Annotated in this window: 23 protein-coding genes and 1 pseudogene; 10 read left to right on the top strand and 14 right to left on the bottom strand. The window is 60.6% G+C overall.

What is annotated here, in order from left to right; all coding sequences use genetic code 11:
• Positions 1–399 precede the first annotated feature (399 nt).
• Positions 400–1,362 (top strand): Gfo/Idh/MocA family oxidoreductase, encoded by a 963-nt coding sequence (locus SYN65AY6A5_RS12995; protein ID WP_240531073.1) that lies wholly within the window; start codon positions 400–402, stop codon positions 1,360–1,362.
• A gap of 28 nt (positions 1,363–1,390) precedes the next feature.
• Here the strand turns inward: SYN65AY6A5_RS12995 and SYN65AY6A5_RS12990 are convergent, their stop codons facing one another.
• The 3 genes from SYN65AY6A5_RS12990 to SYN65AY6A5_RS12980 all read right to left on the bottom strand — a co-directional run bounded on the left by SYN65AY6A5_RS12990 (position 1,391) and on the right by SYN65AY6A5_RS12980 (position 2,902).
• Positions 1,391–1,954 (bottom strand): (2Fe-2S) ferredoxin domain-containing protein, encoded by a 564-nt coding sequence (locus SYN65AY6A5_RS12990; RefSeq protein ID WP_168174267.1) that lies wholly within the window; start codon positions 1,952–1,954, stop codon positions 1,391–1,393.
• Positions 1,938–2,204: an Asr1405/Asl0597 family protein gene (locus SYN65AY6A5_RS12985; protein ID WP_041438578.1), complete on the bottom strand. Its 267-nt coding sequence runs from the start codon at positions 2,202–2,204 to the stop codon at positions 1,938–1,940. Before SYN65AY6A5_RS12985 ends, SYN65AY6A5_RS12990 begins: the two co-directional genes overlap by 17 nt.
• 146 nt (positions 2,205–2,350) lie before the next feature.
• A complete protein-coding gene (locus tag SYN65AY6A5_RS12980; protein WP_011431259.1) occupies positions 2,351–2,902 on the bottom strand; it encodes a Dps family protein in 552 nt (183 codons plus the stop codon).
• Between the two features lie 248 nt (positions 2,903–3,150).
• Here SYN65AY6A5_RS12980 and SYN65AY6A5_RS12975 point away from each other — a divergent pair, with 248 nt between their 5' ends.
• Positions 3,151–4,404 carry a GTPase gene (locus SYN65AY6A5_RS12975; protein WP_011431260.1) on the top strand — a complete coding sequence of 418 codons (1,254 nt, stop codon included), beginning with the start codon at positions 3,151–3,153 and terminating at the stop codon, positions 4,402–4,404.
• Positions 4,405–4,411: 7 nt separating this feature from the next.
• Here the strand turns inward: SYN65AY6A5_RS12975 and SYN65AY6A5_RS12970 are convergent, their stop codons facing one another.
• Both SYN65AY6A5_RS12970 and hslO read right to left on the bottom strand, forming a co-directional pair.
• A complete protein-coding gene (locus SYN65AY6A5_RS12970; protein WP_011431261.1) occupies positions 4,412–5,434 on the bottom strand; it encodes a glycosyltransferase family 2 protein in 1,023 nt (340 codons plus the stop codon).
• A 49-nt stretch (positions 5,435–5,483) separates the two neighbouring features.
• A complete protein-coding gene (gene hslO, locus SYN65AY6A5_RS12965; RefSeq protein WP_011431262.1) occupies positions 5,484–6,446 on the bottom strand; it encodes an Hsp33 family molecular chaperone HslO in 963 nt (320 codons plus the stop codon).
• Between the two features lie 373 nt (positions 6,447–6,819).
• Here hslO and SYN65AY6A5_RS12960 point away from each other — a divergent pair, with 373 nt between their 5' ends.
• The 5 genes and pseudogenes from SYN65AY6A5_RS12960 to ribB form a co-directional block, all read left to right on the top strand.
• On the top strand, positions 6,820–7,107 hold the full coding sequence (locus SYN65AY6A5_RS12960; protein ID WP_011431263.1) for a DUF6464 family protein: 288 nt from the start codon (positions 6,820–6,822) through the stop codon (positions 7,105–7,107).
• Between the two features lie 281 nt (positions 7,108–7,388).
• Entirely contained in the window at positions 7,389–7,877 is a 489-nt protein-coding gene (locus SYN65AY6A5_RS12955; protein WP_011431264.1) for a M67 family metallopeptidase, read from the top strand.
• A gap of 210 nt (positions 7,878–8,087) precedes the next feature.
• Positions 8,088–8,369, top strand: coding sequence for a MoaD/ThiS family protein (locus tag SYN65AY6A5_RS12950; RefSeq protein ID WP_011431265.1), 282 nt, complete (start codon positions 8,088–8,090; stop codon positions 8,367–8,369).
• Positions 8,370–8,371: 2 nt separating this feature from the next.
• Positions 8,372–9,535, top strand: coding sequence for a molybdopterin-synthase adenylyltransferase MoeB (gene moeB, locus SYN65AY6A5_RS12945; protein ID WP_011431266.1), 1,164 nt, complete (start codon positions 8,372–8,374; stop codon positions 9,533–9,535).
• A gap of 216 nt (positions 9,536–9,751) precedes the next feature.
• Positions 9,752–10,873, top strand: a pseudogene (gene ribB, locus SYN65AY6A5_RS12940) (3,4-dihydroxy-2-butanone-4-phosphate synthase); the annotation flags it as partial.
• 75 nt (positions 10,874–10,948) lie between these two features.
• Here ribB and SYN65AY6A5_RS12935 read toward each other — a convergent pair.
• From SYN65AY6A5_RS12935 to SYN65AY6A5_RS14840, 6 genes are all read right to left on the bottom strand, one after another.
• Positions 10,949–11,374, bottom strand: coding sequence for a hypothetical protein (locus SYN65AY6A5_RS12935; protein ID WP_011431268.1), 426 nt, complete (start codon positions 11,372–11,374; stop codon positions 10,949–10,951).
• A 136-nt stretch (positions 11,375–11,510) separates the two neighbouring features.
• A complete protein-coding gene (locus SYN65AY6A5_RS12930) occupies positions 11,511–12,500 on the bottom strand; it encodes a GntR family transcriptional regulator (protein ID WP_041438581.1) in 990 nt (329 codons plus the stop codon).
• Positions 12,497–12,778 carry a transposase gene (locus SYN65AY6A5_RS14585; RefSeq protein WP_240527397.1) on the bottom strand — a complete coding sequence of 94 codons (282 nt, stop codon included), beginning with the start codon at positions 12,776–12,778 and terminating at the stop codon, positions 12,497–12,499. The genes SYN65AY6A5_RS12930 and SYN65AY6A5_RS14585 overlap by 4 nt, the downstream gene beginning before the upstream one ends.
• 119 nt (positions 12,779–12,897) lie before the next feature.
• Positions 12,898–13,116 (bottom strand): transposase, encoded by a 219-nt coding sequence (locus tag SYN65AY6A5_RS14580; protein ID WP_240527330.1) that lies wholly within the window; start codon positions 13,114–13,116, stop codon positions 12,898–12,900.
• Positions 13,117–13,124: 8 nt separating this feature from the next.
• The gene (locus SYN65AY6A5_RS14575; protein ID WP_240531074.1) at positions 13,125–13,352 is read right to left on the bottom strand and encodes a hypothetical protein; all 228 of its coding nucleotides are present in this window, start codon (positions 13,350–13,352) and stop codon (positions 13,125–13,127) included.
• On the bottom strand, positions 13,252–13,497 hold the full coding sequence (locus tag SYN65AY6A5_RS14840) for a helix-turn-helix domain-containing protein (RefSeq protein WP_228375326.1): 246 nt from the start codon (positions 13,495–13,497) through the stop codon (positions 13,252–13,254). The genes SYN65AY6A5_RS14575 and SYN65AY6A5_RS14840 overlap by 101 nt, the downstream gene beginning before the upstream one ends.
• Positions 13,498–13,936: 439 nt before the next feature.
• On the opposite strand from SYN65AY6A5_RS14840, the gene SYN65AY6A5_RS12920 reads away from it, so the two are divergent.
• On the top strand, positions 13,937–14,515 hold the full coding sequence (locus SYN65AY6A5_RS12920; RefSeq protein WP_041438584.1) for a DoxX family protein: 579 nt from the start codon (positions 13,937–13,939) through the stop codon (positions 14,513–14,515).
• A 38-nt stretch (positions 14,516–14,553) separates the two neighbouring features.
• Here SYN65AY6A5_RS12920 and SYN65AY6A5_RS12915 read toward each other — a convergent pair whose 3' ends face one another.
• Genes SYN65AY6A5_RS12915 through SYN65AY6A5_RS12905 form a run of 3 tightly spaced genes read right to left on the bottom strand, consistent with a single transcriptional unit; the run spans position 14,554 to position 18,603 of the window.
• Positions 14,554–16,785, bottom strand: coding sequence for an RNA degradosome polyphosphate kinase (locus tag SYN65AY6A5_RS12915; RefSeq protein ID WP_240527815.1), 2,232 nt, complete (start codon positions 16,783–16,785; stop codon positions 14,554–14,556).
• Position 16,786: 1 nt separating this feature from the next.
• Positions 16,787–17,746, bottom strand: a complete 960-nt coding sequence (locus SYN65AY6A5_RS12910) for a branched-chain amino acid ABC transporter permease (RefSeq protein WP_011431272.1) — start codon at positions 17,744–17,746, stop codon at positions 16,787–16,789.
• A complete protein-coding gene (locus SYN65AY6A5_RS12905; RefSeq protein WP_011431273.1) occupies positions 17,746–18,603 on the bottom strand; it encodes a branched-chain amino acid ABC transporter permease in 858 nt (285 codons plus the stop codon). The genes SYN65AY6A5_RS12910 and SYN65AY6A5_RS12905 overlap by 1 nt, the downstream gene beginning before the upstream one ends.
• Positions 18,604–18,708: 105 nt before the next feature.
• Between SYN65AY6A5_RS12905 and lptC the strand changes: the two genes are divergently transcribed.
• Together lptC and SYN65AY6A5_RS12895 are read left to right on the top strand one after the other, a co-directional pair.
• Positions 18,709–19,710, top strand: coding sequence for an LPS export ABC transporter periplasmic protein LptC (gene lptC / locus SYN65AY6A5_RS12900; protein WP_011431274.1), 1,002 nt, complete (start codon positions 18,709–18,711; stop codon positions 19,708–19,710).
• A gap of 82 nt (positions 19,711–19,792) precedes the next feature.
• Positions 19,793–21,439: a sulfatase gene (locus tag SYN65AY6A5_RS12895; protein ID WP_099884707.1), complete on the top strand. Its 1,647-nt coding sequence runs from the start codon at positions 19,793–19,795 to the stop codon at positions 21,437–21,439.

Below are 21,439 nucleotides of genomic sequence, written 5' to 3'. Positions count from 1 at the left end.
GAGAGGGCTGGAGCCAGGGATTTTCCCCAACAAGCTGGAGAAAGGGAGATCCCTGGGGCGGTGGTGGAAGGGATCTCTTCTTTGACACTCCCACCCAGGGGATTCTTACGCAGCCCAAAATGGACTCGCAAAGGCGCTGTCAAGACGCCCCTAGACAGTCCCTTGAGGCATAACCTCAAAGTTCTGCTTACTTCGGACTTAAGTTCCTCCAGGTTAGTTATTGCCGCGCGGGTTTTGCACCGCAGTAGGTCGTTTTCCTGGAGAAGCTCTGTACTAAAAGAAGCAACTAAAGTGGCTCAAGGGCTTTTCCGCCTCGCACCCAAGTACGGGGCTACCAAGCTATCCTTTTGTGTAATGCTACAGAAAGAGACAAGCAGGGGAAGGAAACAGGCCTTGCGGGTGGGGATCATTGGCACTGGCTATGCAGCTCGCTCACGGGCAGAAGCCTTGCGCAAAGATGGGCAGGTGCAGATTGTGGCAGTTGCTGGCCGAACCCCTGAGCGAAGTGCTGCTTTTGCCGCCGAGTTTGGGGCGGCGGCCTATTCCGACTGGTCTTCCCTGTTCTGCGAGCAGCCGCTGGATTTGGTGTTTGTTAGCACCATCAATCGGGATCATGCGGCCATCGCCCGTGCCGCCCTGGAGGCCGGGATCCACACCGTTGTGGAATATCCCCTGGCCCTGAGCGTTGCCGAAGCTCGCTCCCTGGTGCAATTGGCAGCGGAACGGCAGTTGCTGTTGCACGTAGAGCACATAGAGCTCCTCAGCGGCGTTCACCAGTTGCTGAGACGGGAGCTGGCAGGGCTGGGCAAGTTGTTTGCCGTTCGCTACATTACCCTCACTGCCGCCCACCCTGCCCCCGACCGCTGGACTTATCGGCCCGACCAGTTTGGCTTCCCCCTCACAGGGGCTGTCTCCCGCATCCACCGCCTGGTGGACTTGTTGGGAAAGGTAGAGCGGGTGAGCTGTCAACTGCGCTACGACGGTCCAGACTTGCCCCACCGCTACAGCAGTTGCTACTGCACAGCCCACCTAAGTTTTGCCAGTGGGCTGCTGGCGGTGTTGACCTATGGCAAAGGGGACTCCCTGTGGTGCTCCCAGCGCCTATTGGAGTTCCATGGCCAGCGGGGGGGCCTGCTGATCAACGGCGAAGAGGCGACCCTGTTGCGCCCTGGCAGCGCCCATCCCCTGGAGACCGGATCTCGCCACGGCCTGTTTGAGCAAGATACCCGCATGGTGCTGGCTCACCTGCGCTGCGGCAGCCCTCTCTACGTGGATCCGGAGAAGATACTCCACGCCCTAGCTGTGGCCGAGGCCGCCGAGCGGTCTGCCCAAACCCAGCAGGTTGTCTGCGTCCAGGATTAGATCCCTTAGCAGCAGGCGACGTTGCCGCTCAAGGAGAAGGAACTGGGTCTGCCAGCGGAAAGTGCCGCTGCAACAAAGCCGGGATCCCTTGCGGAGAAACGCTGCTGTAGCGAGCCTTGTCGGGCAGGAACACCACGTTGGGCCCCCGTTTGCAATCTTTCATGCAGCCCACTCCCTGCACCCGGATGGTCTCCGGGTAGGCCGCCAAGTGGGCCTGCAGAGCCTGCATCACCGCCATCGCCCCCCGCCGACAGCAATCAGACTTCTGACAGACCAAGACAACGCCTTTCCTCCCTTCCTCCGCTCCGGGAGCGGCCTTGGGGGAAGCCTGGACAGGAACCACGCGGCAGAGCACCCATTTCTCTCGCCCCTTGAATGGATCCACCTCCCGCTCCCCGGCGATCTGAAGCCTATCTCCGGGTTTGAGGCTGCGGTAGAGCTCAGAACGCAGCGGCTTGGGGATCTTGCCAGCAAACACTTCTGCCCCGGCCTGCCAGCGCAAGTACTTGAGCTTGCCATCCTTATCGGGAAGAAATCCCAGGAACTGGCCCTCTGCCTCAAACGGGATCCTTTGCTTAGCCAACTTGCTCATCTTGTCCCCCAGCGTTGAGCTGCCAACATATCTCTAGGCTGTCCAATAACTCCCGCCGCCGCGCCGTGTATTGGCGGATCACGCTGCGCACCTGCACCAGAGCCAAAGGCGTGTCCACCTGCACCTGCAAATGACCCTCTCCCGTACAAACCGCTGGGATCCCCAACTCCACCAGCCGCCGCCCAATGCGCCAGCGCTCCCCCAAGGGGATCTGCAAACAATAGCCGCTCCCAGAAGATACAAAGTTCATGGCCAGAAGCAACGCCTCATCAATAAGAGTAGACCTGGAAAGCTACTAGGGAGAGTAGTTCTCAATAAATGCTTACAAGAAAAACAAAAGCCAGCGCAGAGAGGGTAGCAGGCTCGCCGACCTGACGGGCCTGCCCTGGATCCCGACTAGGCTCTGCCGTCCATCAAGCCAAACACCAGGCTGTCGTTGGCCAGGAAGTGGCTGAGGTGGAAGGCCCGGTCTTCCGTCTTCAGCAAGATCTGCTCGTAGAGGTAGCGGGTGGCGCGATCCCCTAGGCTTTCCGCTTGAGCGGCCTGACGCCGCAGCAGATCAATGATGGCCTGCTCCGCGGCCAGATCGTTCTTCAGCATTTGCCGCGCCTCAAAAGCGCCATCCGGCTCAGGGGTAAAGCAGCAGAGGCGAGCCAAGGTGGCAAAGGTGGCTACCGGCACACCCCCTAGACCTTCAAGGCGTTCTCCCAGGTCGTGAACATGTTCCCTCACCTGCTCGTAGTGATCCTTGAATAACTGGTGCAGCGGGTAGAACTCGGTGCCCTCCACTACGAAGTGATGCTTCTGGTATTGCAAGTACAACCCTTGGAAGCTGGCCAGAAGGGCGTTCATCCCCTCGCAGATCGGCTGGGTCACCTCCAGGCCGAGGGAGACAGGGTTGTTGCGCACGCTGTTGAAGGCCTGGCGCAAGGTTGCGGTTTCAGACATAGGGCAAGGTTCTCCAAGGTAAAGAGGACACAGCTATCTACCCAGTCTACTTGATTGAGTCGATCCAGGAGATCTTGGGGCTGTCCCCACCCCAGCATAGTCCAACTCGGCGCTTCTTGTGAACAGCTCTCAATAAAGTGCTGGTTGTAGCAGAACCGGTGGGCCGGTCAGGGAGGAGTCGCATCCCTTCGCGATTTACACTAGACTGGGAGCGTTAGCCCAGTTGATCCCGTACTTGGGGATGGAGCATGTCTCAAACGGAGCCGGAAAGCCGCTCCTGGATAGAAAAACTGATTCGCCTAACCCATCAAACGGTTGCGCGAGCTCGGGGGCAACAGGGAGATCTAGAAGATTCGGCCGGCCACCTGTTCAAACGCCACCTGTTCAAACAGAGCCTGCTGGAAGCGGAGGCCGAAATGGGCCATTGCAACGTCCTGGTGATCGGCAAAAGCGGGGTGGGCAAGAGCACTTTGGTCAACGCGGTGTTTAAAGATGAGCTGGCCCGCACCGGCGTCGGCAGCCCCGTCACCCGCCACATTCGCCAATATTCCAAGCAAGGTTGCCCGATCACCATCTACGATACGCCTGGCATGGAGTTGGCCGGCGAGCAGAATACTCAGATCCGCCTCGAGGTGGCCCAACTAATCGACGAGCTGCGCCTCAAGGATCCTGAACATCACATTCACATTGTTTGGTATTGCATCCACCACGAGCTGAAGCGGCTGGAGGAAACCGAGCGCAGGTGGCTGAGGGAACTGGAACTCAAAGATGTGCCGGTCATCTTGGTTTTAACTCAATGCCTGGAATACCCCAATCCGGAAGAGAGCGAGTTTTTCCAGTATTTGCAGCGCCAAAATCTCCCTGTTCGCTACATTGTTCCTCTTTTGGCTAAGGACAAGGTCATTAACCGGCAACTCACCATCCCCGCCCACGGGCTGGAGCATCTGATCGGCTGCACCTTGGAGCTGCTGCCGGAAGTGGCTCGCCTTGCCTTTATCCGCCAGCAATTGCTGCGGGTAGATCTCAAAGCCGATGCTGCTTTTAAGTATGTATCGGGCTATGTGGCCAGCGCGGCCTTTATTGGGGCAACCCCCCTTCCTTTTGCCGATGCCCCTCTGTTGGTGGCTGCTCAGATTGGCATGATTGCCAATATCAGCTTTATCTTCGGCTACAAAGCTTCCCCTTCTTTTTATTACTCTTTGATGGCGGCTTTGGCAGGCGTTGGGGGCGCAGTGGTGACCGGGCGGGCCATTGTCTCGAACCTGCTGAAGCTGATCCCCGGCGTGGGATCCCTGGCAGGCGGCATCATCCAATCCACCACAGCCGCTACCCTGACCCTTTCCCTTGGCCTGGCCTATATTGAGCTGATGAAGGCCATCGCCCGCGCCGAAATCCAAGGAATCCAGCTTTCCCAGAAAGAGATGCAGGAGATCTTTGTGCGCGAGTACCAAGAATATGCCGGACGCAGAACCCAGAAAAATGAGGTGGGAATAAGAGCATAAGAGCTTTTCATCCCGGCTTTTGAGTGGGCAGCGAGCCCGAGCTGCAAACAGGATAGGATCCTGGAGAAGGCGAATGTCCTGAGGTCTCGAACCCAAAGGCGCCTTGGACTAGGTACAGTGGCCGGCCTTTCACCTCTTCAAAAACGCGGCCCAGATACTCTCCAATTACGCCCAGGCTGATCAACTGGATCCCGCCCAAAAACAAGGTCATCACCGCCAAAGAGGCGTAGCCGGGCACATCAGAGCCAAACAGCAAAGTGCGGATGATCAGAAAAAGGCCGTACAGCAAAGCCAGCACGGAAATCCCCAAGCCCAGATAGCTCCACACCCGCAACGGCCAAGAGCTAAAAGAGGTAATGCCTTCTATGGCCAGGTTCCACAACCGCCAGTAGTTCCACTGGCTTTTGCCGCGAAAACGGGGGGCGCGGTCGTAAAAAATGGCCACCTGACGATAGCCCACCCAGGCAAAGATCCCTTTCATAAAGCGGGTGCGCTCCCGCAGTTGCCTGATGGCGTCCACCACCTGCCGATCCAATAGCCGAAAGTCCCCGGTATTGCGCGGGATCCGCACCTGGCTGAGCTGGTCGATGACCCAATAAAACCCGTTGGCCGTCAAGCGCTTGAGCCAGCTCTCTCCCCGGCGGCTGCGGCGCACCGCATACACCACCTGATACCCCTGCCGCCACTGCTGCAGCATCTCCGGGATCAACTCCGGGGGATCCTGCAGGTCGGCGTCGATGGGCACAACGGCTCTGCCCGCAGCGTAGTCCAAGCCGGCGGTGAGGGCAATTTCCTTGCCAAAACCGCGGGAGAGGTTCACCACCTTGATGCGGGGATCCTGACGATGGAAAGCGATCAGCTTTTCCAGCGTGTCGTCCTCGCTGCCGTCGTTGACACAGATGATCTCGTAGGGGATCCCCAACGGATCCAAGGTTAGGCGCAGGCGCTCGAACAAATGTTCCAGGTTGTCCGCCTCATTTTTGCAGGGGATGACAACCGAGAGCTCAGGGGCAGCAGGCTCAGAGGACATAGGAGAGCAGGGATCCCGTACCTGGCGATTATTCTGCCATCACGGGGTGCTATGGGTTTGCCGACATCTCCGCCACAATCGAGCGCAGCTCATCCTCTGAGATGCGGTAGACCTCGTTGCAGAACTGGCAAACCGCCTCTGCTCCCTTATCGGTGCGGATCATGTCGATGAGCTCGTCCCGCCCCAACATGCGCAGCGCCCCCTTCACCCGGTCGGAATTGCACTGGCAATAGAAGCGGATGGTGCGCACCTCCGGCGCGATCTTGAGATCCAAGTCGCCCAGGCAAATTTGCAACAGCTCCCGCAAACCGCCGCCGTAGGCCAGCATTGGGCTGAATTCCTCTACTTTGGCCAAACGGGCCTCCATCTCCGGGATCAGACTGGCTGGCGCTCCCGGCATGAGCTGCATCAGCACTCCACCGGCGGCGCGCACCCGCTGGGAATCGAGGTTCACCCCCAAAAGAACTGCCGAAGGGATCTGCTCCGAGGAGGAGAGGTAGTAGCTGATATCATCTCCCACCTCTCCCGAAACCAGTTCCACAGCACTGGTGTAAGGCTGGCCGTAGCCCAAGTCCCGCAGCACATGGAGGTAGCCGTAACGCCCAACGGCCTGACCCACATCCAACTTGCTCTCAGGGGTGAGAGGAAGTTCAATGGCAGGGTTGCTCACATAGCCGCGTACCGTGCCGTCCATGCCGGCATCTACGTAGATGCCGCCCAAGGGGCCATTTCCCTTCAGTTGCAGGTTGATCCGCGCCTGGCGTCGCTTCAGGTTGGCCGCCAGCAACAGGGCTGCACTCATAGCCCGCCCCAGCGCCACTGTCGCCACATAGGAGAGCTTGTGCCGCTCCCGCGCTTCCTGGACTGCCTGGGTGGACACCAAGCCCACCACCCGAATCTTGCCCTCCGCCGCCGTAGCCCGGATCAGGTGATCCGGAAGAGATGAAGGCGGTGTACTCTCAGAAATATCCTTGGTTCGCTTCAATCGTTCTGACCCAGAGGCATCCGTCATCACAACCTCAACTCCTGCCTCGAAAGCAAGCCTGCAGGGATCCCCTGGCGACTTACTTCTTTCCCCGTAGGCTCGCTGCCACTTCGCTATAAGTCGGAGCCAGCCTCTACTATACCATCATAGGCGGCTTATCCCCCTGCCCACTAGCCAGCAGCTTGCTCCGCTAGTTTTTCGGCTCAAAGCCAATCACCTTGCCCATGCTGCCGCTCTGCCCTCCGGTTGGCAAAGCGGTTCTTCATCCCAAGTAAGATAGGGAGCGTTTGCAATTCTTCTGCAATTTTTCCCTCTCCTACCAGAGTGTGCCATCCTGAGGATCTAGGCTGATCCAACGCGACCCCCAGCCTGTTGGCCTTACTCTCTGGGTGACTGCTTCATGTTGGATAACCTCACTGCCTACGTCTCGGAACATGCGGCCAAGCGTCGCTGGCGGGAACGCGCCTACAGCCGCTTTTTGCAGGATTGGCGGCGACAAGTGGTGCTGCTGCGCCGCCAACGGGCCGGTGAATTCGGCCAGCCGCTGGGGGATCCCTCCTGTATTTTCAGCGCCCAGTCGACCTGGTTGCGCTGTGCCGTCAACCCGCGAGGGCCCTGCCAGGGCTGCCCCCACTATTCCCCGCTTGCCTCTCCGCTGCCGGATCCTCACCCTGATGTGCTCGGTTAGTTCGCCGGATCCAAATCTGTTCAGACTCCCACTCATGCCAAAGGAAAACCGGCGGCGAAAGAAGGGATCCCATCCCCAGTCAACCTTCGACACTCCCCCTGCCGACCGGCTGGTTAAACGCCAAGGCAACGGCATAGCTGTTTCCCCGGAGCGCTGGGGACTCTGCGCAGTTCCCCAGCTCATCAGCCCAGAGCTCTGCCCGCACCAAAGTACGGGGCTACCAAGCTATCCCTCTGTGTCAAAATGAAAGAACGGTAACTCCATCGGCAAAGGTGAGATTCATGGCCCTTCACCTCTCGGCAGAGCACCTCCGCGCCATCCGCCAGCATGGCGAGCAAGCCTTTCCCTACGAGGGCTGCGGCATTTTGATCGGCGAGCTCAAGGGAGCGGACAAAATCGTCCATGAACTCTGGGCGGTGGCCAACACCTGGGATCAAGCCGAAAACCCCTTGGCAGACGGCGAATCCAGCCGCCGCCGCTTCTTGATCGACCCGGCGGATTTCAAGCGGGCCAACGACCATGCCGTGCGCAAAGGCCTGGGGATCCTGGGCACCTACCATTCCCACCCCAACCACGCGGCTGTTCCCTCCGAGTTCGATCGCCAGCACGCTTTTCCCTGGGGCTTTTCCTGTGTGATCGTCAGCGTGCGCGAGGGCAAAGCAGAGGAGGTGGCCAGTTGGGTTTTGGATGAGCAGGAGCAGCCCCAACGGGAGCCGATGCAGATTTGGGAAGACAAATCTCTGCCCTCGCTTGTGGCTCGGGCTGGCTAGAGAAGCTGACTGCTGTTTTCCCGCCAACCTTCCTTCCAAAAATGAGGCTTATGGCTGAGAAGCTTTGGGATCCCTGGTGGGCAATGACTGGGGTGAGGGTTGTCGGAAAAAGCGGTACTCTGAACTTGATGAGGTGACACTTGGAATAGTTCAGCTCAGAACCTCAAGGTGTAGATCAACCAGATCGCTAGAACCCTTCCCCGAACTCCCATGGCAACCAAAGTCTTGATTCCCTCCCCCTTGCGTCCCTACACCGACAACCTGGAAGCTGTCGAGATCGAGGGCAGCAATGTCGGCGAAGTGATGAGCAACCTGATCGCCCGCTATGGCGAGCTAAAGCGCCACCTCTACACAGAAGACGGCAAGTTGCGCAATTTCGTCAACGTTTACCTCAATGACGAGGACGTGCGCACGTTGGCCCAAGGCGACAACACGCCGGTGGGAGAACAAGCCGTCATCAGCATCGTTCCTGCTATTGCCGGAGGGCGTTGACCATGTTGAACCTGGACACCAGCCAAGTCAGCCTCTCCCGCGAGGAGATGGAGCGCTTTTCTCGCCACCTTATCCTGCCAGAGGTGGGCCTGGAAGGGCAGAAGCGGCTGAAAGCGGGCAAGGTGCTGTGCATTGGCACCGGCGGGCTGGGCTCGCCCCTGTTGCTGTATTTGGCGGCAGCCGGTGTGGGGCGGATCGGCATCGTCGATTTCGATGTGGTGGATGTGTCGAACCTGCAGCGGCAGGTGATCCACGGCACCTCCTGGGTGGGCAAGCCCAAGGTGGAATCGGCCAAAAACCGCATCCTGGAGATCAACCCCTATTGCCAGGTGGACGTTTACAACACCGCTCTGAAGGCCCACAATGCCCTGGAGCTGTTTGCCAACTACGACGTGATCGTGGATGGCACCGACAACTTCCCCACCCGCTACCTGGTCAACGATGCCTGTGTGCTGACGGGCAAGCCCAATGTCTACGGCTCGATCTTCCGCTTCGAGGGGCAGGCGACGGTTTTCAACTACGAGGATGGGCCCAACTACCGCGATCTCTACCCCGAGCCACCGCCACCGGGGCTGGTTCCCTCCTGTGCCGAGGGGGGCGTGCTGGGGATCCTGCCCGGCATCATCGGCCTGATCCAGGCCACCGAGACGGTGAAAATCCTGCTGGGCATCGGCACGACCCTGAGCGGGCGGCTGCTGCTTTACGATGCTCTAAAAATGAGCTTCCGCGAGCTGAAGCTGCGCAAAAACCCCGCCACTCCCCCCATCACCCAGCTCATCGACTACGAGCAGTTCTGTGGGATCCCGCAAGCCACAGAACAAGCCAGCCAAGCGGAGATCCCCGAGATCAGCGTGGCTGAGCTGAAGGCGCGGATGGATGCTGGCCAAGACTTTGTGTTGGTCGATGTGCGCAACCCCAACGAGTGGGAGATCGGCCGGATCCCTGGCGCTCACCTGATCCCGTTGCCGCAAATCGAAAACGGCGATGGGGTGGAGCAGGTGCGAAAACTCCTCAACGGCTCGGAGCTAATCGTCCACTGCAAGAGCGGGGTGCGCTCGGCCAAGGCCTTGAAGATTCTGCAAGCAGCCGGGATCCAAGGGAAAAACCTGCGCGGGGGGATCCTGGCCTGGGCTGAGGCTTACGATCCCTCCATTCCCAAGTACTAGTTCAAAGCCCTGGCTGTCCCTTGCCCTGCAGTTGAAGGCACAAGCGGCCTGCCGCTGCGCGGAAGCCAGCCCAGTAGCAGTGCGGTCAAGGGCGGCTGTCTGTTTCGGCTTCTCTCCTGCCCTTTGTCCTGCTCTAGCATAGATCTTCGAGGGTTCCTCTCCCTTTTTCGCCTCCCCTTTTCCATGAGTGCCACTTTGCCGGCAGAGACAGAAACCATCTTTCACTCCATCCCCGAAGCCCTGGAGGACCTCAAGTGTGGTCGCATGGTCATCGTGGTCGATGACGAAAACCGGGAAAATGAAGGGGATCTGATCTGTGCTGCCCAGTTTGCCACGCCAGAGGTGATCAACTTCATGGCCACCTATGGGCGGGGCCTTATCTGTCTAGCCATGCAGGGATCCCGCCTCGACGAGCTGAAGATCCCGCTGATGGTGGGGCAAAACACCGACAGCAACCAGACAGCTTTTACCGTCAGCATTGATGCCGGGCCAGAGTTAGGGGTTTCTACAGGCATTTCCGCTGCCGACCGCGCTCGCACCATCCAGGCGGCCATCCATCCCCATACCCGACCGGAAGATCTGCGCCGCCCTGGGCATGTCTTTCCGCTGCGGGCGCGGGAGGGCGGGGTGCTCAAACGGGCCGGCCACACGGAAGCGGCAGTGGATCTGGCCATGTTGGCCGGGCTGTACCCGGCAGGGGTGATCTGCGAGATCCAAAACCCGGATGGCTCGATGGCCCGCCTGCCCCAGTTGATCGAATTTGCCCGTCAGCACAATTTGAAAATTATCACCATCGCCCATCTGATCGAGTACCGCCTGCGCACCGAACGGCTGGTGCACCGGGGGGCTATCGCCACTTTGCCGACGGAGTTTGGCCAGTTTCAGGTCTACGGCTACCGCGACACCCTTAACCAGGTAGAACACCTGGCGCTGGTGAAGGGGGATCCGACCCAATTTGCCGCCAAGCCCGTCCTGGTGCGGGTGCATGTGGAATGCCCCCTGGGGGATGCGCTGGGATCCCTGCGCTGCGACTGTCGCCGCCAATTGACCGCCGCCCTGAAGATGATCGACCACCAGGGCCAGGGGGTGCTGGTGTACCTGCGCCGGCAAGAGCTCAGCCTTATCGAGCAAATCAAGTCCTATGCTCGCCAAGATCTGGGGCTAGCTGAAACTGCGCCGCCAGCAGCGATGGATCTGCGGGATTACGGCATTGGCGCCCAGATCCTACGCGATGTGGGGGTGCGGAAGATGCGCCTGATCAGCAATACCTCTCGCCACATCAGCGGCCTGAAGGGATTTGGCCTGGAAGTGGCCGAGCGGGTGCCCCTACTGCTGGAAGAGGAGGACGTGAATTTGCACTTGAAGCCCTCCTGCCCCCTCAGCGGGAAATCCGAGCCGCAACTCTACTCCGGCTTAGGCCTGTAGAGCGTTGTAAGGCCGAGCGCCCCGGTAGAAGAGGGATCGCGCTGAAGGCAGCTCGGCATCGACCCTAGAGACCTCAGCAGCTCGCTCCCAGAAGCGCCAGAAGACTCGCCTGCGGGGGGAGGGAGACGGTGCCGCTGGCTGAGAAGAACCCCCCTGCAACAGTTGCTTCGGCAAAACCGGCACTTCCGATCCCACCCGCGACCACACCTCAAACCTAGGAGGGCGCACCACCACAATGCTGATCAAGGAGCCGCGATCCATCTCGCGGCGGCAACTGGCGATAGCGTCCTGCAGCCGAGCAAAGCTGCGGTTAAAAGCGTAGAAATAATCCTGAAAGCGGATGGCCTCCCAAAACCCTTCCTTTGTCACCGCCACATGGTCGTGGTCGGCGGAGGCGTAGTCGAGGATCACCATACGTGTAAAGACTGATTAGTGATGAATCAAATCAGGATGGTTTTTTACCGTATTTCCACTTAAGCACGACATTGCACAGCCCGTCATCCGCGAAATGGCTTGCTTGCAACAAAAGGAGTTTTCTCGCCCTTGCTGCTCATGGGATCCCGCCCAATTCCTGTTGCAGCTTGGCCATGGCTGCTTCTCCGATGTGAGGGGAAGCACAGACCAGGTTGGGCGTGCGGATCAGGTCGGATCGGGCTTGGCGCACCAGAGCGCGCAGGGTAGAGTAGCTGGCCTCGTCGCAGATGAGGGTGTGGGCGCGGCGAATCAGGGATCCCACCCGTTCCGTATCGGAAATCACCGCTGTCAGCACCAGCAGGTCTGCTCGCAAGCTTTGGACGATCACCTCGGCAACTTCTAGTAGGGCAGTGCTGATGCTCACCAGCCCCAGACAAGCGTGGGAAGGCAATTGGCGGATCAGGGCAATTTCGCGGGCGTAATCCGACACCTCCACCGGGAGCACACGGGCCCCCCGCGGCTGGGCAATGGCCTCGACAGCGCTGAGAAAATAGTGCAGCGTCACCACAGTGCCGGAATGGATCTGATCCAGCACGGCGGCCAGGTCTTCCAACAGCACCAACTGGACCCGGATGCCCAAAGTCTGTTGGATTTGTTGAGCCATGAGTTGTCCTGTGCCCAAGTCTCGGCGGGGCACGCACACCAGCACCTGAGCACTGCAGCGCAGCCGCCAGTCGATCTCGGCCAGCAGCAGATCCCGCACCTGCTCCAGAGAAAAGCCTTGCTGCTGAAGCTGATCGATGCCCTGACGCACCTGCTCCAGCGCCTGTTTGGATCGATCCAGGTTCTTGCTGAGACCGCGAGAACGGTTAACCGCCTGGCGAGCAGTGCCGCTCACGTAAATGCCGGAGGCGGCGCGAGTTTCCACCAGGCCCATGGCCTCCAGTTGGTGGTAAACCTTGTGGATGGTGTTGCGATGCAGGCCCGTCTGCATGGCCAACTGACGGGTGCTGGGCAGGCGACAGCCGGGAGGAAATTGCCCGCAGGCAATGCCAAAACAGAGCAAGTTGAAGAGCTGGACTGAGCCAGGGATCCCGCTCTCCGGCTGAATAGAAATGCGCATCATGGCCTGCTTTTCTCCGTGACGTACTCCCGCACCCATGCTGACGCATAGAGTGCAGGCTTCCCAGTGACTCCTGCCCGATAGCAGGACATTTCCTGAGCTTGAAGAACGGGACGCCCCACCGCTCTGGATTTGATGACCCTCGCCGAGTTGTGATCCCTGCCAATACTCAGCCCACAGTGCGGACAATCGTGCCACCGCTCATGCAGCTTTTTGGGCACATCTCGACCACACCCCGAGCGCTCTTGACTCGTGCCATTTGGATCCCCTGCAATCGTCAACAGCCCAGCTCTTTCAGCCTTGGCTGCCAAGATTTGCAGGAACTCACCCCAACCGGCGTCATGGATAGATTTGGCCAACCTTGTCCTTGCCAGACCTTTGATGTTCAGCGCCTCATGGGCTATATGTCTTGCAAAAGCTGATGAGCAACTTTGTGGTGAAAATCCCGGCGCTGGTTGGCTACTTTCTGATGCGCCTTGCTCAACCTCTTGACCGCTTTCTGGTAGCGGTTTGACCCCTTCTGCTTGCGCGATACAGACCGTTGCAGCCGCTTGAGGGGCTTTTGCGCTTTACGGTAATACTGAGGAACCTCGATAACCTCACCCTCATCGGTGACCAAGAAAGAGCTTAGCCCCAGGTTATCCCCATCGTGTTTTCCCACGTTGGGGGGTCAGGGCTCCATTCCGGGACAGACGGATCCTGCAGGCTCAAGGTGAAGTACCACCCATCCACCTTGCGGGTGATGGTGGCCGTTTTAATCACGAAGCCGTCCGGCAAAGGACGGTGTTGGATGAGCTTGACCGGCCCAATCTTGGGCAGATGGATAAACTTTCCCCGGATACAGTCCTGCTTCATCTGAGGGAAAGCGATTTTGCTCCCACCCGTTGAACCGTTCTGCCAAGCGATAGTTGTACTGCTTACGCAGCAGCTCCAGCCACTCACCCATCAGGGCGACTTGGCTAGCAGTGGGCCGCAAGCGGTACTGGTAAGCGGTTCTCATGATGAATGCATTGTACCTGTTGAACGCTCCCGCCTCTCATCCCGACTCTGACCGGCCCGCCCCCTATATCCCCCCGCCCCCCTATATCCCCCCGTATACGGGGGGACTGGGGGGCTGGGGGGCTGGGATATAGGGGGGTACAGAGCGGGGCTTCCAGGACTACGTCCCGCTAGCGCGAACGGCGGATTAGCTAAAGACAGGGATCGTCTGCCAGAAGAATTGCGCCAACACTTCACAAGGATAGGCACTCGAGAACGGCTCGGGCGCATCTTGTCCAAGCGACGCTGCGGGGGCAGGGATCCCCTCTGTTGCTGCGCCCACCCCCAACCCAATGGCCGACGATCCGGCCTCCGAAGGACAGGGGATCCCGCCCTGGTCTTGTTACAGAAATTTAGAATCGTTACAATAGTTAGCATCTTTGCATTGCAGGTTGCATCTCATGGCACTCACTCAGCAGTTTCCCGTGCTGCTCGTCTCGGTTTTGCGTCACGACAGCGTTCCTCCGCGGTGGTCCCAGTTGGGGTGGACCGTCTTGCGGGTGGTGGCGGGGCTATTCATGATTCACAACGGCCTCGACAAGCTGGCCGATATCGAAGGGTTTGCGGCGGCCTATGTGGAAGTGATCGGCTTGCCGTTCCCCATCTTTTTCTCCTATGTAGCCGCCTACACTGAACTGATCGCAGCTCCCCTGGTGGCCCTGGGCCTGTTCACGCGGCCCGCCGCATTGAGCCTGGTGGCCACGATGGCGGTGGCCATGTTTCACCACATCAAGGTGGCCGGCTTCAGCATTCCTTACCTGGAGCTATCGGCCATCTACGCGGCCATCTTCTTGGCCTTTGCCGTCAATGGCGGCGGTTGGTTCTCTCTGGATCAGCTCTTGGTGAACGGCATTGAGGCGGGGCTGAACCGCTCCAGCCGACAAAAGTTGGAGAGCTTGCAGTCTTCGCTGCAGGCCACCGAGCAGGTGATCGCCCTGGGCGAGCAAGAGGCCGAAGCTGCCCAAACCCCTCGCTCCTAAGCCAACTTCCCAGAGGGAGAGGGGACCGGGGGTGAGGGCTAAAGGCGGCTGGCGGCCCGCTCCATCAGGCGTTGGTGGGTGGAGCGTACCGGCTCTCCCGGCTTGGGCTGTCGCTGTACGTAGGTGCCATCGGGACGCAATTCCCAAGCTTGCCGGTTATCCGTCAGACAGATCTCCAAGATCGCCTTCAGCTCTTGCTGCAACAGGGGATCCTCTACAGGGGTTACCACCTCGACGCGGCGATCCAGGTTGCGGGTCATGTAGTCGGCGCTGCCGATGAAGTACTCTTCCTGGCCGCCGTTGTAGAAGTAGAAGATGCGGGAGTGCTCCAAGAAGCGCCCGATGATGCTGATGACACGGATGCGCTCGCTCAGGCCCGGGATCCCTGGCTTCAGGCAGCACATGCCACGCACAATGAGGTCGATCTCCACCCCTGCCTGGCTGGCCTCGTAGAGCACTTGGATCATGCGCGGGTCGGTGAGGGAGTTGACCTTGACGATGATGCGTCCCCGCTGGCCGGCTTGGGCATGGCGCATCTCTCTCCGGATCAAGGCTTCCATCCCCTGGCGCAGGGTGCGAGGGGCCACCAGCAGCTTGCGGAAGTGCCGTTGCCGCGAATAGCCCGTCAGCAGGTTAAACAATTCTGTTACATCGTTACAGAGAGTCTCATCGCAGGTAAACAGGCCCAAGTCAGTGTAGATGCGGGCGGTCTTGGGGTTGTAGTTGCCGGTGCCGATGTGGACATAGCGGCGCAGGGATCCCCCCTCTTCCCGCACCACCAGCGCCAGTTTGCAGTGGATCTTCAGCCCCGGCAGGCCGTAGGCCACGTGCACCCCAGCTTTTTCCAGCTTCTTGGCCCAGAGGATGTTGTTTTCTTCGTCGAAACGGGCTTTGAGTTCCACCAGGGCGGCCACCTGCTTGCCGTTCTCGGCAGCCTGGATGAGGGATCCCACCACCGAGGAGTCGCCGGAGGTGCGGTAGAGGGTTTGCTTGATGGTGAGCACCTGGGGATCGTTGGCCGCCTCCTCCAAAAACCGTTCCACACTGGCAGCAAAGGAATCGTAGGGGTGGTGCACCAGCAGATCCCCTTCCCGGATGACGGAGAAGATATCCACCGGCTCATCGCTGACCGAGGCAGTACGCAAGCGGGGAGGGGTGACGGGCCCCCAAGGGGGATCTTTTAAATCAGGGCGGTTGAGGTTGAGAAACGCCATCAGCCCCCCCATGTTGAGGAGCCCATCCACCTCGTAAACGGAGTCGGCATCCAGATGCAGCTCTTCGCACAGCCGTTGGCGAATGGCAGAGGGCATCGACTTGGCGATCTCCATGCGCACCACCGAGCCAAAGCGCCGTTTGCGCAGCTCTTCTTGAATGGCTGCCAGCAGATCGTCGGCCTCGTCCTCTTGGATCTCCAGATCGGCGTCGCGAGTGATGCGGAAGGGGTAGTACTCCAGCACTTCCATGCCCACGAACAGGGCCTCCAGGTGATGGGCGATCACCTGATCCAGCGGCACGAAGCTCACCCCGTCCCGCAGCGGCACAAAGCGGGGCAGGGTGTTGGGCACCTTGACGCGGGCAAAGTGTTCCTTGCCGGTCTCCGGATCCCGCACCACCACCGCCAAGCTGAGGCTGAGGTTGGAGATATAGGGAAAAGGATGGCCCGGATCCACCGCCAAGGGGGTGAGCACGGGAAACAGGCGGCGGTCGAAATACTCCCGCAGCTCCTGCCGCTCCGGTTCGGCCAGCTCGGAAAAATCGCGGATGTGAATGCCCTGTTCCGCCAGCTTAGGCACCAGTTCCTGCCGAAAACACTCGTGTAACTTTTGAATCAGGGGGCGCAGGCGATTGGAGATCTGCCGCAACTGCTGCTGCGGTGTGAGGCCATCTGGAGTCAGCACCAACACACCCGTCTCCAACTGACGGCGAATCACCGCCACTCGCACCATGAAGAATTCGTCCAGGTTGCTCTCGAAGATGGCCAGAAACTTCAGCCGCTCCAACAGGGGAGTGCGCTCGTCCAGAGCCTCGTGCAACACTCGGGCGTTGAACTCGATCCAGCTCAGCTCGCGGTTGAAATACTGCTCCGGCACGGCATAGCCCTCCTGGATGGGCGCAGTCGGGATCCCGGGCTGTCCGGCATCGGGATGGCAGCCTGTCGCGTCGGGGTTGTGGGGCGACAAGGGAGAGTCCGTTTCCTGGGGGCGCGGAGTCATGGTGGCAGAGGTCTGGGTTGTCTCAAACACGTCAACAACGGCTGCAGCCGACCCCATCCTATCCTGCTGGGTTCTGCTTAGACGAAACGGAAGTAGCCACAACAGGCTTGGGCGGACGTTCTGGCAACAGCCCTTGGGAGCGCGTGAGAAGAATCACCTGCAGCAAGATCCCGATCAACAAAATGCGCAAGGGGCCGGCCCGGGTGGCCCATTGGGGCGGCAGACGGTTGGTCAACCATTCGCTGCCCGACCACACGCCCCAAATCACCAGCGCCCCCAGCAGGGCGCCGCGGTTGTTGCCGCTGCCCCCGGCAATCAACATCACCCAGACGATGAAGGTGGCAAACTCCGGCTGGAAGGCTTCCGGGCTGATGAAGTTGACAAAATGGGCATAGAGCGCCCCCGCCAGCCCCATGAGCATGGATCCCAGGACAAATGCCTGCAAACGAAACTGGAGCACATCTTTGCCAGCGGCTAGGGCTGCCGGCTCGTCCTCGCGGATAGCCCGCAGCACCCGTCCCCAAGGAGAGCGATAGGCCCGCTCGCTCAGCCAGTAAACCACCGCCAAGACCAGCAGCACCAAGCCCAAGTACAGCAGCGTATCCTGTCCTGGGATCCAGCCGCGAAAGGGCCGCGGAATGCGGGTGATGCCACGCACGCCGTTGGTCAGCCAGCCCTCGTTTTTCAGGATTTGGCTGATGATCTCGGCAATGCCGATGGTGGCGATGGCCAAGTAGTCGGAGCGCAGCTTGAGGGTGATCAAGCCGATCAAGAAGGCGATCGCCCCGGCGGCGACCACCGCCATGGCAAAGCCCACCCAGAACGGCAGATCGAACCCGCCCAGGTGCTCAGGGGTGGGCGGCGTCGTGGCAATGGCGCTGGCGTAGGCCCCCACAGCAAAAAAGGCCCCCACCCCAATGTTGAACATGCCGGCGTAGCCCCACTGGATATTGAGGCCCAGCACCAGCACGCCGTAGATCCCCACCAAAACCAAAAAGAAAATGGCGTAGCTCAACATCAGGCCCGTCCTCCCAACAGCCCTGTGGGCCGCAAGATCAGCAACAGCACCAGAATGGCAAAGGCCACCCCCGTCTTGTAGGCTGGGCTGAGCACCAAAGTAGAAAACTCCTCCGCCAGGCCAATCACCAGCCCCCCGGCGATGGCCCCGTAAGGGCGACCAATGCCGCCGAGGATGGCTGCAGCGAAAACGGGCAACAGCAGCCGCCAGCCCATGGTGGGGTGCAGCCGCGTATCCAGGCCCAGGAAGATGCCCGCCACACAGGCCAAGGCGGCGCCAATGGCCCAAGTCCAGAGAATGATCCGCTCCGTATCGATGCCGGTCACCTTGGCCAAGTCAAAATTGTCGGCCATGGCCCGCATGGCTTTCCCCACCCGCGTGTGCTGCAAAAACAGGTGCAGCGCCACCACCAACAGCGCCGTTCCCACCAGAATCGCTACCCAATCCGGTTTGACGCGCAGCCCCCAAAACTGCCAGGGCAACTGGATGCCGCTGCGGTACACCTGGTTGTTGGGCCCCCAGAGAATCTGCACCAAGCTGCGCAAGATCAGGGCCGTGCCAAAAGAAGAGATCAGCAAAATCACCGGCGCTTCCCGGCGCAGGCGGCGATAGACCAGTTGGTCGATCCCCACCGCACACAGTGCTGTCGCCAAGGCCGCCGGGATCCAGCTCACCTCTAGCGGCCAACCCCAGCCGACAAACGTCAGGGCAAAGTAGGCCCCCAAGGTCATCAGATCCCCGTGGGCAAAGTTGGCAAAGCGCAAAATGCCAAACGTGAGAGACACCCCAATCGCCCCCAAAGCATAGATGCTGCCCAGGACGAGGCCGTAGATGAACAGTTGCAACAGTTGGGTCACACCTGCCCCCGCAATACCCTGCCCTGATGATGCCACAGCGGGATCCCATCCGGCCCAGCGGCAGGGTAAAGCTAGGGTAGGAGAAAGCGCGCAAGAGAGAGAGCCATGCAGCCCAGTTCTTCTCGGATCCTAGGTTGGCTAGTGGTTTTGGCCCTGCTGAGCGCTGCCTGTGGTGGGCCGGAGCCACCCCCGGCCAGGGATCCCGAGGCTCCTTCCGCACCCATCTCCACCCCCCAGTTGATCTACGAAGACATCACCCTCACCCAGGCCAAACCCGATGGTGGCCTGCTCTGGCGCCTCCAGGCTCGCCTGGCCGAATACGAGTCCCCCCCAGAAAATGGCACCACTCCCGTGCAGTTGGGATCCGCCCATTTGCAGTCTATCGAGGGAGAGTTTTTCGACGCAGAGGATCGCGCCATTCGCGTCCGGGCCGAGCGGGGATCCGCCTACCCCGGCGAGCGGCGGCTGGAACTGACGGGCCAGGTGGAGGTGGAATCGGAGCGGGACAACCTGCGCCTGCAGGCAGAGCGGCTGCAGTGGTTGCCGGAACAGCGCCTCCTCGAAGCCGAGGGCCAGGTGCAGGTGGAGCTGTTGGACGGCCGGGGATCTCTGGAGGGGGATCGCTTGCGCATCGACTTTGGCCAAGCCCAGATGCAACTGGAGAATCGGGATCCGAGCCAACCGGTGCGGGCCAAGTATCGGGATCCGGAGCTGGAGCTGGCCGCCCGCCGTTTCTTGTGGGAATTTGGCGCCGGCGAGGTGCAGGCGCTGGGAGCAGTCGAGGTGGATGCCCCCCAGCAAAGGGTGCGCCTCAGCGGCGAGCAGTTGCGGGCTCCGCTGCCCCTAACCGAGCTGCGCCTGCTGGGCAACGTGAAAGCCAAAGCCGTTCGCGTTGGCGGGACGGAGTCCCTGCAAACCGGCCAAGAGTTGCAGGCCCAAGAGATCCGCTGGCGCATCGGCTCCACCCAACTGCAGGCCCTGGGCAATGTGCGCTACCGCCAGCCCGGACAAGCCCTGACCGTGAGCGGCGACAGCGGCATCCTAGACTGGCAGGCCAACACCGCCCGGATCCAGGGCAACAGCCAAACCCAGCTCACTTTGCCCTAGGAGCCGGCGACAAAGGGCCGACAGGAGCATGTCAAGATAGTTTAAGAACCGTGTTGGGTGGGTTGTGGTGAGGAGTTCAGCAATGGCAGAGGCCGCCTTGGGGGAACGCCCCAACATTCTGTTGATCGTGCTCGATACCCAACGGGCGGATCGCCTTTCCTGCTACTGGTCAGAGGAAGAGCGGGCCCGCCAGGTGCCCACCAGCCCCAACCTGGATCGGCTGGCGGCAGAATCCACCCTCTTCGAGCGGGCCATCGCCCCCGCCCAGTGGACGATCCCCTCCCACGCCTCCCTGTTTACGGGGGAATATCCCAGCACCCACCAGACTGTCCAGGCAGACCTGGAGCTGAGCCCCGCCCTGCCCACCCTGGCGGAGCTGTTGAAACTGGGCGGCTACACCACCGTGGGCTTTTGCAACAACCCCCTGGTCGGGATCCTGAAAAACGGACTGCGGCGCGGCTTTGACACCTTCTACAACTACGGCGGGGCCCTGCCCACCCGCCCCCCCGAAGGCAATCCCTTGCCCACCCCCCTCAACCGCTGGCTGGCCGCCTACACCCAGTTTTGGCGCCGCCTCTCCTACCCGGTGCAAAACGCCTTTGCCCGCTCTGATACTCTCTTCCAACTGGCGCTGCACCCCTGGTTTGCCTCCCTCTGGACCCGGCTGATGAACTTCAAGGGCAACACGGCTGCCTCCATTGCTGACCTCAACGGTTACTTGCAGCAGATGGCCCGCCGCCAGTTGGATGGGCAAGCGCCGCCCTTCTTTTGCTTTGTCAACCTGATGGAGCCCCACCTGCCCTACTGGCCCCCGGAGCCCTTTGTGCAGAAATATGCTCCCTACTTCAAGACCAACCGCGAGGCGCGCGACTTTTTGCGGGAGTATAACGCCCAGCCCTACCGCTGGATGGCGCCCCTGCCCCAGCCGCTTTCCCCGCTGCAGGCCCAGGTGCTCAGGGACATCTACGATGCCGAGGTGGCCTACCAGGATCACCTGCTGGGATCCGTCTTCGAGACCCTGCGCCACACCGGCCTAGAGCAGAACACCCTGGTGGCCATCGTCGCCGATCACGGCGAAGGCTTAGGGGAACACGACTTTGTCGGCCACGCCTTTGTGGTTTACGAAGAGCTGATCCGCGTCCCCCTGATCCTGCACTACCCCGGCTACTTTCCAGCAGGAAAGCGCGTGGCCACCCCCGTTTCCACCCGCCGCCTCTTCCATACTCTCTTGGAAGCAGCCGGCTTCCGCCCCAGCCTTTCTCTAGCCAACGGCGCCCCCCGCGTCAGCCTCCAGCTTCGCCGCGAGATCGCCCGCCTCAGCCTGAGCCGCACCCTGGCCGGCGAGGATCCGGAGCAGGGAGTGGTGCTCAGCGAAGCCTTCCCGCCCCAGATTCTCCTGCGCGCCATGGAAAACCGCAACGACAACCTGCTGCAGGCGCGCGCCTGTTACGACACCCGCCGCGCTCTCTACGAAGGGGTGACCAAGCTGATCCAAACCGGAGATCGCCCCAGCCTCTACAACCTGGAGCAGGATCCGGCGGAACTGCAGGACTTGCTGGCGGCCGGGATCCCTTTCCCCCAGGCTTGGCTAGACCGCCTGCGGCAAGGGCTGAGGCAGTGGTTGGAGTGGGCAGAATCGCGCCGGCCCAGCACCGCTCCTCGCCGAGTTGACATGGAAAGCAACACAGACTTGGTGCGGCGGATGCAAGAGCTGGGCTACCTGGAGTAG

The sequence above is a fragment of the Synechococcus sp. 65AY6A5 genome (assembly GCF_002760415.1).
In the GTDB taxonomy this organism is placed as follows: domain Bacteria; phylum Cyanobacteriota; class Cyanobacteriia; order Thermostichales; family Thermostichaceae; genus Thermostichus.
The sequence above is the reverse complement of the archived record's forward strand: the minus strand, read 5'-3'. Positions and strand labels throughout refer to the sequence as shown.

Bases quoted from the DNA above. Each gene is read 5' to 3' on its own strand.
- lptC (WP_011431274.1), top strand. From the start codon at position 18,709: ATGCAGCCCAGTTCTTCTCGGATCCTAGGTTGGCTAGTGGTTTTGGCC.
- SYN65AY6A5_RS12910 (WP_011431272.1), bottom strand. From the start codon at position 17,746: ATGTTGAGCTACGCCATTTTCTTTTTGGTTTTGGTGGGGATCTACGGC.
- moeB (WP_011431266.1), top strand. From the start codon at position 8,372: ATGTTGAACCTGGACACCAGCCAAGTCAGCCTCTCCCGCGAGGAGATG.
- SYN65AY6A5_RS12980 (WP_011431259.1), bottom strand. From the start codon at position 2,902: ATGTCTGAAACCGCAACCTTGCGCCAGGCCTTCAACAGCGTGCGCAAC.
- SYN65AY6A5_RS12930 (WP_041438581.1), bottom strand. From the start codon at position 12,500: ATGATGCGCATTTCTATTCAGCCGGAGAGCGGGATCCCTGGCTCAGTC.
- SYN65AY6A5_RS14575 (WP_240531074.1), bottom strand. From the start codon at position 13,352: ATGAAGCAGGACTGTATCCGGGGAAAGTTTATCCATCTGCCCAAGATT.
- SYN65AY6A5_RS12960 (WP_011431263.1), top strand. From the start codon at position 6,820: ATGTTGGATAACCTCACTGCCTACGTCTCGGAACATGCGGCCAAGCGT.
- SYN65AY6A5_RS12950 (WP_011431265.1), top strand. From the start codon at position 8,088: ATGGCAACCAAAGTCTTGATTCCCTCCCCCTTGCGTCCCTACACCGAC.
- SYN65AY6A5_RS12990 (WP_168174267.1), bottom strand. From the start codon at position 1,954: ATGAGCAAGTTGGCTAAGCAAAGGATCCCGTTTGAGGCAGAGGGCCAG.
- SYN65AY6A5_RS12920 (WP_041438584.1), top strand. From the start codon at position 13,937: ATGGCACTCACTCAGCAGTTTCCCGTGCTGCTCGTCTCGGTTTTGCGT.
- SYN65AY6A5_RS12970 (WP_011431261.1), bottom strand. From the start codon at position 5,434: ATGTCCTCTGAGCCTGCTGCCCCTGAGCTCTCGGTTGTCATCCCCTGC.
- SYN65AY6A5_RS14840 (WP_228375326.1), bottom strand. From the start codon at position 13,497: ATGAGAACCGCTTACCAGTACCGCTTGCGGCCCACTGCTAGCCAAGTC.
- hslO (WP_011431262.1), bottom strand. From the start codon at position 6,446: ATGACGGATGCCTCTGGGTCAGAACGATTGAAGCGAACCAAGGATATT.
- SYN65AY6A5_RS12895 (WP_099884707.1), top strand. From the start codon at position 19,793: ATGGCAGAGGCCGCCTTGGGGGAACGCCCCAACATTCTGTTGATCGTG.
- SYN65AY6A5_RS12955 (WP_011431264.1), top strand. From the start codon at position 7,389: ATGGCCCTTCACCTCTCGGCAGAGCACCTCCGCGCCATCCGCCAGCAT.
- SYN65AY6A5_RS12985 (WP_041438578.1), bottom strand. From the start codon at position 2,204: ATGAACTTTGTATCTTCTGGGAGCGGCTATTGTTTGCAGATCCCCTTG.
- SYN65AY6A5_RS12975 (WP_011431260.1), top strand. From the start codon at position 3,151: ATGTCTCAAACGGAGCCGGAAAGCCGCTCCTGGATAGAAAAACTGATT.
- SYN65AY6A5_RS12935 (WP_011431268.1), bottom strand. From the start codon at position 11,374: ATGGTGATCCTCGACTACGCCTCCGCCGACCACGACCATGTGGCGGTG.
- SYN65AY6A5_RS12915 (WP_240527815.1), bottom strand. From the start codon at position 16,785: ATGGGGTCGGCTGCAGCCGTTGTTGACGTGTTTGAGACAACCCAGACC.